6 protein-coding genes and 1 pseudogene are annotated in these 6803 nt (G+C 71.4%); 3 read left to right on the top strand and 4 right to left on the bottom strand.

What is annotated here, in order from left to right; all coding sequences use genetic code 11:
• The first annotated feature begins 68 nt into the window (after positions 1–68).
• Positions 69–272 carry a hypothetical protein gene (locus VR44_RS15145; protein ID WP_045948008.1) on the top strand — a complete coding sequence of 68 codons (204 nt, stop codon included), beginning with the start codon at positions 69–71 and terminating at the stop codon, positions 270–272.
• 244 nt (positions 273–516) lie between these two features.
• Here VR44_RS15145 and VR44_RS15150 read toward each other — a convergent pair whose 3' ends face one another.
• The 3 genes from VR44_RS15150 to VR44_RS15160 all read right to left on the bottom strand — a co-directional run bounded on the left by VR44_RS15150 (position 517) and on the right by VR44_RS15160 (position 2887).
• On the bottom strand, positions 517–780 hold the full coding sequence (locus tag VR44_RS15150; protein ID WP_045948009.1) for a GlsB/YeaQ/YmgE family stress response membrane protein: 264 nt from the start codon (positions 778–780) through the stop codon (positions 517–519).
• Positions 781–908: 128 nt separating this feature from the next.
• The gene (locus VR44_RS15155) at positions 909–2279 is read right to left on the bottom strand and encodes a histidine-type phosphatase (protein ID WP_052713612.1); all 1371 of its coding nucleotides are present in this window, start codon (positions 2277–2279) and stop codon (positions 909–911) included.
• Between the two features lie 212 nt (positions 2280–2491).
• Positions 2492–2887, bottom strand: a complete 396-nt coding sequence (locus VR44_RS15160; protein ID WP_045948014.1) for a DUF2267 domain-containing protein — start codon at positions 2885–2887, stop codon at positions 2492–2494.
• A gap of 246 nt (positions 2888–3133) precedes the next feature.
• Here VR44_RS15160 and VR44_RS15165 point away from each other — a divergent pair, with 246 nt between their 5' ends.
• Positions 3134–3799, top strand: coding sequence for a hypothetical protein (locus VR44_RS15165; protein WP_045948010.1), 666 nt, complete (start codon positions 3134–3136; stop codon positions 3797–3799).
• A 112-nt stretch (positions 3800–3911) separates the two neighbouring features.
• Positions 3912–5837, top strand: coding sequence for a molecular chaperone HtpG (gene htpG, locus VR44_RS15170; protein ID WP_045948011.1), 1926 nt, complete (start codon positions 3912–3914; stop codon positions 5835–5837).
• 83 nt (positions 5838–5920) lie between these two features.
• Here the strand turns inward: htpG and VR44_RS15175 are convergent.
• Positions 5921–6803: pseudogene (locus tag VR44_RS15175) on the bottom strand (BTAD domain-containing putative transcriptional regulator); the annotation flags it as partial.

Raw genomic sequence — 6803 nt, forward strand, 5'->3', positions numbered from 1 at the left:
CGTGTGAGATCCGGCGGACGGGGCAGCCGAGTGAGCAGACCGGGAACACCTGACCAGGGAGGACGAAGGTGAACGAGCACGAGAACCACCGCAAGAGGCACTCCGAGGCCACCCCGCCCTCGAAGGCCCCGGGTGAGAGCGGCGATCGCGAGGCCCGCGAGCAGGCGGAGGAGGCGGTCATGCCCGGCGGCAAGGACGGGGAGGCCGGTGACGCCCTCACCCCGAACACCGACGCGCAGCGCCGTACGGCCCGCGACGACCACCGGCACTGAGAGGGACGGCCGGGGCCGGGTCAGCCGCGGCGTCGCAGGCAGGGTCAGAGGGGCCGGAGCCGCCGTGAGAAGGCGGCGCGCAGCAGGATCCGGAACGTGAGCCAGGCGCCGCGGGCCGACCACCGCAGGCCCCATGCCATCGCCCGCGTCATGGCACGCCGGGCGATGGCGCGGGGTGTCATACGCCGGATCAGCCGCCGGCGTCTTCTCCTCCCGCGCCGGCTCCGCCCCGGGAGGACCTTCATCACGTCCTCCGGCCTGCCACGAGACGGTAGACCGCCAGAAGGATGAGGGCGCCGACGATCGCGGCGATCCAGGTGGACAGCTGGAAGAACCCGTCGATGGACTCGACGTGGAAGATCACCTTGCCGAGCCATCCTCCGAGGAGGGCGCCGGCGATGCCGATCAGGATCGTGATGACGCAGCCGCCCGGGTCCCGCCCCGGCATGATGGCCTTCGCGATGATCCCTGCGAGCAGGCCCAGGACGATCCAGCCGATGATGCCCATGAGGTGCCCCTTTTGCAACGATTCGGACTGTGTGGTCCTTATGCGCCGTCCCACGGATTCCAAACCCCGAATCCACGGGCAGCCGGAGGACGACCCCGGAAGGCGGCCGGGCGCGCGGTGGGGGTGGCTCAGGCGTGGGCGAGGCAGTGTGTGAGCTCGTCGAGTTCGTAGAAGTAGCTGCCCGTGGCCACTGGCCTGCAGGAGGGCTTGAAGGCCGTCTCCTTCTCGTTGTAGAGCATGCGCACCAGGTAGGTGGCCCGCCGGCCTTCGGCAGGCGTGTTCGCGAACAGGTCCCACTGGATGTTCGCCGCCATCGGCGAGACCTCGGCCCCGCGCCACGGGTTGTTCCCGTAGGCGTACGGCTGCCCGGGCTCGGCGGGCTCCGTGCTGCCGGGCAGGCCCATCAGCGCGGCGAGCGGCTCGATCTCCTCGGCATGGGTGAAGCGCAGCACCGCGCCGTTGCCGTTGGTGCCCGCGGCCTTGGCCTGGGCCTGGGCGAGGAGGTCGTCGAGGAGGACGCCGGCCATCTTGTAGGTGATCGTGCGTCCGCTGAATCCGGGGCCCTTCTGGTAGAACTCCTCCGCGTCGTCGAGGTAGGCCAACCACTGGGCGTCGCGGCGGGTCAGGAACGGGGTCAAGTCCACGTCCGGCGCTTCCACGGCCAGGTCGGGCGCGGCGCTGTGGAGCTGGTGGAGCGAACGGGCGAACGAGATCTGCGCCTCGGCGGACAGCGCCGACACGAAGTCCTGCCGGAACAGGCGCGCGGCCACGCGCTGTGCCGCTTCGGCCGTGCGGGGGTCACCGTCGATCCCCGTGAGGACCGTGGCCAGCTGCGGATCGCTCTTCACGTACGCCTGGTAGTCGGCGTTCTGCGGCTGCTTGTGGAAGTACAGCAGGTTCTTGTCGGTGACCGGCGCCTTGATCAAACCCGCCAACGCCGGATCCCCGGCCGTCAGACCACCCGTGAAGGCGTCGGCGCTCGCCACCGCGCGCGGCACCCCCGACGTCTCCACTGTGATGGACTCGTGCCGGGCGGCGATGCCCGCGACCAGGCCGGGAAGCCGCTGCTCCAGGCGCAGCGCGGTCTGCCGGTGTTCCTCGGCGCCACGGGCGGAGAGGTTGCCGTAGCCGAGTGCGGAGGCAGCGTCCAGCAGTGACCGCACCTGCGGTCCCAACCGCGTGCCGAGGCCGGTGAGGGCACCCTGGTCCTGCGCCCGGTGGAGGACGGCGAGCACGGCGTCGCCGTCGCCGCTGTCCGTCATGGCGCGGGAGCCGTGGCGGGCGACGGTCTCGGTGAAGACCGGCACGAAGCCGTTCGGGGCGTTCTCGTAGCGGCCGGGCCTGCCCTGCGGGGCGTACGGGGTCTTCGTCCCGTAGACGTCGCCCCCGGCTTGTGAGGTACCGGCCCGCTCCCCGGCGGAGGCGGTACCCGTGGTGAACAGCACGCCGGCGGCGAGGGAGACGGCCATGGCGGCGGACAAGGGGGCGGTGCGCTTCACAGCGGCCCTTCGGTTTCGGGTGGGGTCGGGCTACCGACCGGTAGCTGCGGTCTGTCGCAAGGTGCCGCGACCACACGAATCCCTTCCGACATTGTCCCATGGCCAGGGTTGAGGGCCACTGAACAGCCGTCGCGTCGGGGATCCGGGCCGTCAGGGTGGGGGCGGCTGCGACCGGCGGGCACCGGGCGAGGCCGGTGCCCGGCCGGCGGCGGTCAGCCGGGTTGGGGGTAGCCGAAGAGGGCGTCGTAGCCGGGCGGGAGCTGGAGCAGGACCTCGCGGGTGAGGACGTCGCCCGCCGCGGCGGCCGCGGTGGACAGGACCGCCCCGATGTCCCACAGGGCCGTCTCCTCGGTGGCGCCCTCGATCCAGGCCGCCGTCGCCTGGACGAACCGCTCCGGGGAGAGCGGCTCGGCGGCCTGCAGCGGGTTGAGGAGGATCAGGGCGTAGGTCTCGGGGAGCCGGGCGGCCAGCTCGGCCCGTACCGTGCCGACCAGGTGCGCGCCCAGTAGGGCCAGGACGACGCGGGCCGCGCGGTCGGCTTCCTCGACGGTTTCGTACTCGCCGCGTTCCCGGACATGGGCCAGGAACGACTCCCTGCGCATCGACATCGACGTCACCTCCGAGAACGAGGGGGTGAAGGGGATCAAGGGGCGGAGGGCGGGTGCCGGAGGGGGAACGGTGCTCCCCGCCCTCCGCAGCTCCTGGCCCGGAGCTCGGCCGGAGATCCCGCGAAGCCTCCGGTCGGTTCAGGCAGGAACTGTCCATGCGCTTCAACGTGTCCCTGTTGTAACATGTCATCGAAACGATGACAAGCAGGGCGTCATCTGAGGGATGACGAGGCAGACGGAGGTGCCATGCCTGAGGCAGACCCGCCCACCACACCGGTGTCCTTCCATGCCGCCGCCGCGGCACTGGAGGCGATCAGCCGGTCCGTGAAGGACGCGCAGGAGGCCCCACCGGGAGCATCCGCGCCTTCGCCGCGGCCTGCCGGTGACCGTGGCCCGCACCCGGCCCTGACCGCTCTGCTGATGCTCCGCGAGGTCCGCGAGCAGCTCGCCGGCTGGGAGAGCGTCCTGATCGAGACGGCCCGCGGCCAGGGCGCCAGCTGGGCCGAGCTGGCGGGCCCCCTCGGTGTCGCCAGCCGCCAGGCCGCCGAACGCCGCTACCTGCGACTGCGCCCCGGCGCCGCCGGGAGCACCGGCGAGCAGCGGGTCCAGGCCACCCGCGACTCGCGTGCCGCCGACCGCACCGTCACCGCCTGGGCCCGCGACAACGCCGCCGACCTCCGGCGCCTCGCCGGCCAGGTCACCTCGCTCACCGGCCTTCCCGCCAGCGCGGAGGGCGCGATCGGCGACCTGAACCTGGCCCTCGCCGACAACGACGCCGCCCGGCTCGTCGGACCCCTCACCGCGACCCGGGACCATCTGCCCCGGGACTCCGGTCTCACGGACCGCATCGACGCCATGACCCGCCGCACCGAGCAGCTCCGCAAGGACAGCAACGACCAGCGCAACTCCTGATCCGCCACGGAGCGACCAAGCCACAGCGCACGCACGCACGCCGGCGGCAGGCAACGGCCAGCCCCGGTCCCAGTCCACATCGTTCATGACGTTCCCACAGAAAGAGACCTCAATGGGCAGCAATGTCGAGACGCTCGAATTCCAGGCGGAGACCCGCCAGTTGCTCCGGCTGGTGATCCACTCGATCTACTCGAACAAGGACATCTTCCTGCGCGAGCTGATCTCGAACGCCTCCGACGCCCTGGACAAGCTGCGGCTGGAATCGCTGACCGACTCCGGCCTCACCGGGATCGACACCAGCGACCTGCACATCTCGCTGGAAATCGACGCGGACGCCCGCACCTTGACCGTCCGTGACAACGGGATCGGCATGACCCGGGACGACCTGGTGGACCTGATCGGCACGATCGCCAAGTCGGGCACCGCCGCCCTGCTGGAGAAGATCAAGGAGTCCAAGGACGCCGCGACCGCCGAGAGCCTGATCGGCCAGTTCGGCGTGGGCTTCTACTCGGCGTTCATGGTCGCCGACAAGGTCACCTTGCGCACCCGGCGGGCCGGCACCGACTCCGGCACCCAGTGGGAGTCCGACGGCGAGGGCACCTACGCCGTCCAGACGGTCGACGGCCTGCCCGTGGGCACCTCGGTCACCCTGCACCTCAAGCCCGCCGACAGCGAGGACGGACTCGCCGACTACCTGTCCGAGTCGAAGATCCGGCAGATCGTCAAGCGGTACTCGGACTTCATCCGCTGGCCGATCCGGATGGCCGCCGAACACACCGGCACCGAGGGCGAAACCGCCCGCGAGACCGACACGCTCAACTCGATGAAGGCGCTGTGGGCCCGGCCGCGCACCGAAGTGACCGAGGACGAGTACAACGAGTTCTACCAGCAGATCAGCCACGACTGGCTGCCCCCGGCCGAGACCGTCCACATGCGCGCCGAAGGCACCTTCGAGTACGAGGCACTGCTCTTCGTCCCCTCGCAGGCACCGTTCGACCTGTTCTCCCGCGACACGAAGCCCGGCGTGCAGCTGTACGTCAAGCGGGTGTTCATCATGGACGACTGCGAAGCGCTCATGCCCAACTACCTGCGCTTCGTCAAGGGTGTCGTCGACGCCCACGACCTGTCGCTGAACGTCTCCCGCGAGATCCTCCAGCACGACCGCCAGATCCGCGGCGTGCGCCGGCGCCTGGTCAAGAAGGTCCTCGGCGCGCTCAAGGACATGCAGTCGAAGGACGCCGAGCGCTACGCGAAGGTGTGGGCCCAGTTCGGCCGGGCGCTGAAGGAGGGCCTGGTCGAGGACACGGACAACACCGAGACCCTGCTTCAGCTGGTGTCGGCGGCCTCCACGCACGACCCCGACAAGACCACCACCCTGCGCGAGTACGTCGAGCGCATGAAGGACGGCCAGGACACCATCTACTACCTGACCGGCGAGAGCCGCGCCACGGTGGAGAACTCCCCGCACATGGAGGCCTTCGCCGCCAAGGGCTACGAGGTCCTGATCCTCACCGACCCCATCGACGAGGTGTGGGTCGACCAGGTCCCCGCCTTCGACGGCCACCGCCTGCAGTCCATCGCCAAGGGCCAGGTCGACCTCGATGAATCCGCCGACGGGGAGAAGGAGAGCGACGCCGAAAAGGCGCGGCGCGAGCAGGACTTCGCCGCCCTGCTGCCCTGGCTGACCTCCACCCTGTCCGAACAGGTCAAGCAGGTCCGCCTGTCCTCACGCCTGACCACCTCGGCGGCCTGCATCGTCGGCGACGCCCACGACGTGACACCCACCCTGGAGAAGATGTACCGGGCGATGGGCCAGCAGATGCCCACCGTCAAGAGGATCCTCGAACTCAACCCGGCACACCCGCTGGTCACCTCCCTGCGGGCGGCACACGAGGCGGACGCCGCCGACCCCGCACTCGCGGAGATCGCCGAGCTGATCTACGGCAGCGCGCTGCTCGCCGAAGGGGGCGACCTGCCCGACCCGGCCCGTTTCTCCCGGCTGCTCACCGACCGCCTGGCCCATGGGCTGGGCAACTGACCGGATGCGGCTGTCCGTTCGGTCGTCACTGAGGTGATGCGGACCGGACCGGACGGGGCTCGCGGTTCCGTCCCGGTGGATCCTCAGGGCACGAGGACGCGGCGCCGCCGTCGTGCCGCCGCCAGTTCCGCGGCGGCACGGCGGGCGGCTGCCGCGTGGTGGGGGGAGTTCCATGCCAGCGCGACGCGTTCGGCGCGCGCGTACGCGTCGGCCGCCGCCCCCTCCTCACCGAGCAGGCGGTACAGGTCCCCCAGCGGGTGGGCGAGCGGCCTGGTGGCGTAGGCCGCGCCCGCCGCGCCCCCGAACTGGTCCCGGAGCGGCAGCAGATGCCCGGCCAGCAGACGGGCCGTGGCGGTGTCCCCGTGCAGGACGGCCAGTTCGCTGCGGTAGTCCAGTTCGACGCCGTAGAGGTGGTCGGTCACCGGCCGGGCGGGGAAGCGGATCTCTCGCGCCTCGTCCAGCCTCCCCTGGCGGGCCAGGAGGAGGGCGTGGGCCACGGCCACCGGCGCGCCGACCGCCTCGTGCACCTCGCGGACGCTGCGCTCGATGTCCGCCGTCCGCCCCTGGGTGAACCGGATCGTCCACAGACCCAGCGTGCGCGGGCCGTTGGCGTGGTGCGCCCCCACCCGGCGGAACAGCTCGTCGGCCTGGGCGTAGCGTTCCTCGGCCTCCGAGAACCGCCCCTCGACGGCGGCGAGCATGGCCCGGGTGGTCGCGTTGATGCCGCGTGCCCAGAGCATGCCGTAGCGGTCGGCGAGGTGCAGCCCCTCCCCCGTGTGCCGGCGGACGCCCGCCGGGTCGTTGCGGGTGGCGGCCGTCATGGCGTCGAGGTGCTCGCACACCCACCGGTACGCGGGCAGGTCGTGCTCGGCCGCCAGCAGGCGCAGCCGGGCGACGAGGGGGTCCCGCGCCTCGGCCTGCCGTTCGTGCGGCAGCAGTCTGGCGGAGGTCATCAGGGCGGAGGCC

The sequence above is a fragment of the Streptomyces katrae genome, assembly GCF_000966975.1.
In the GTDB taxonomy this organism is placed as follows: domain Bacteria; phylum Actinomycetota; class Actinomycetes; order Streptomycetales; family Streptomycetaceae; genus Streptomyces; species Streptomyces katrae.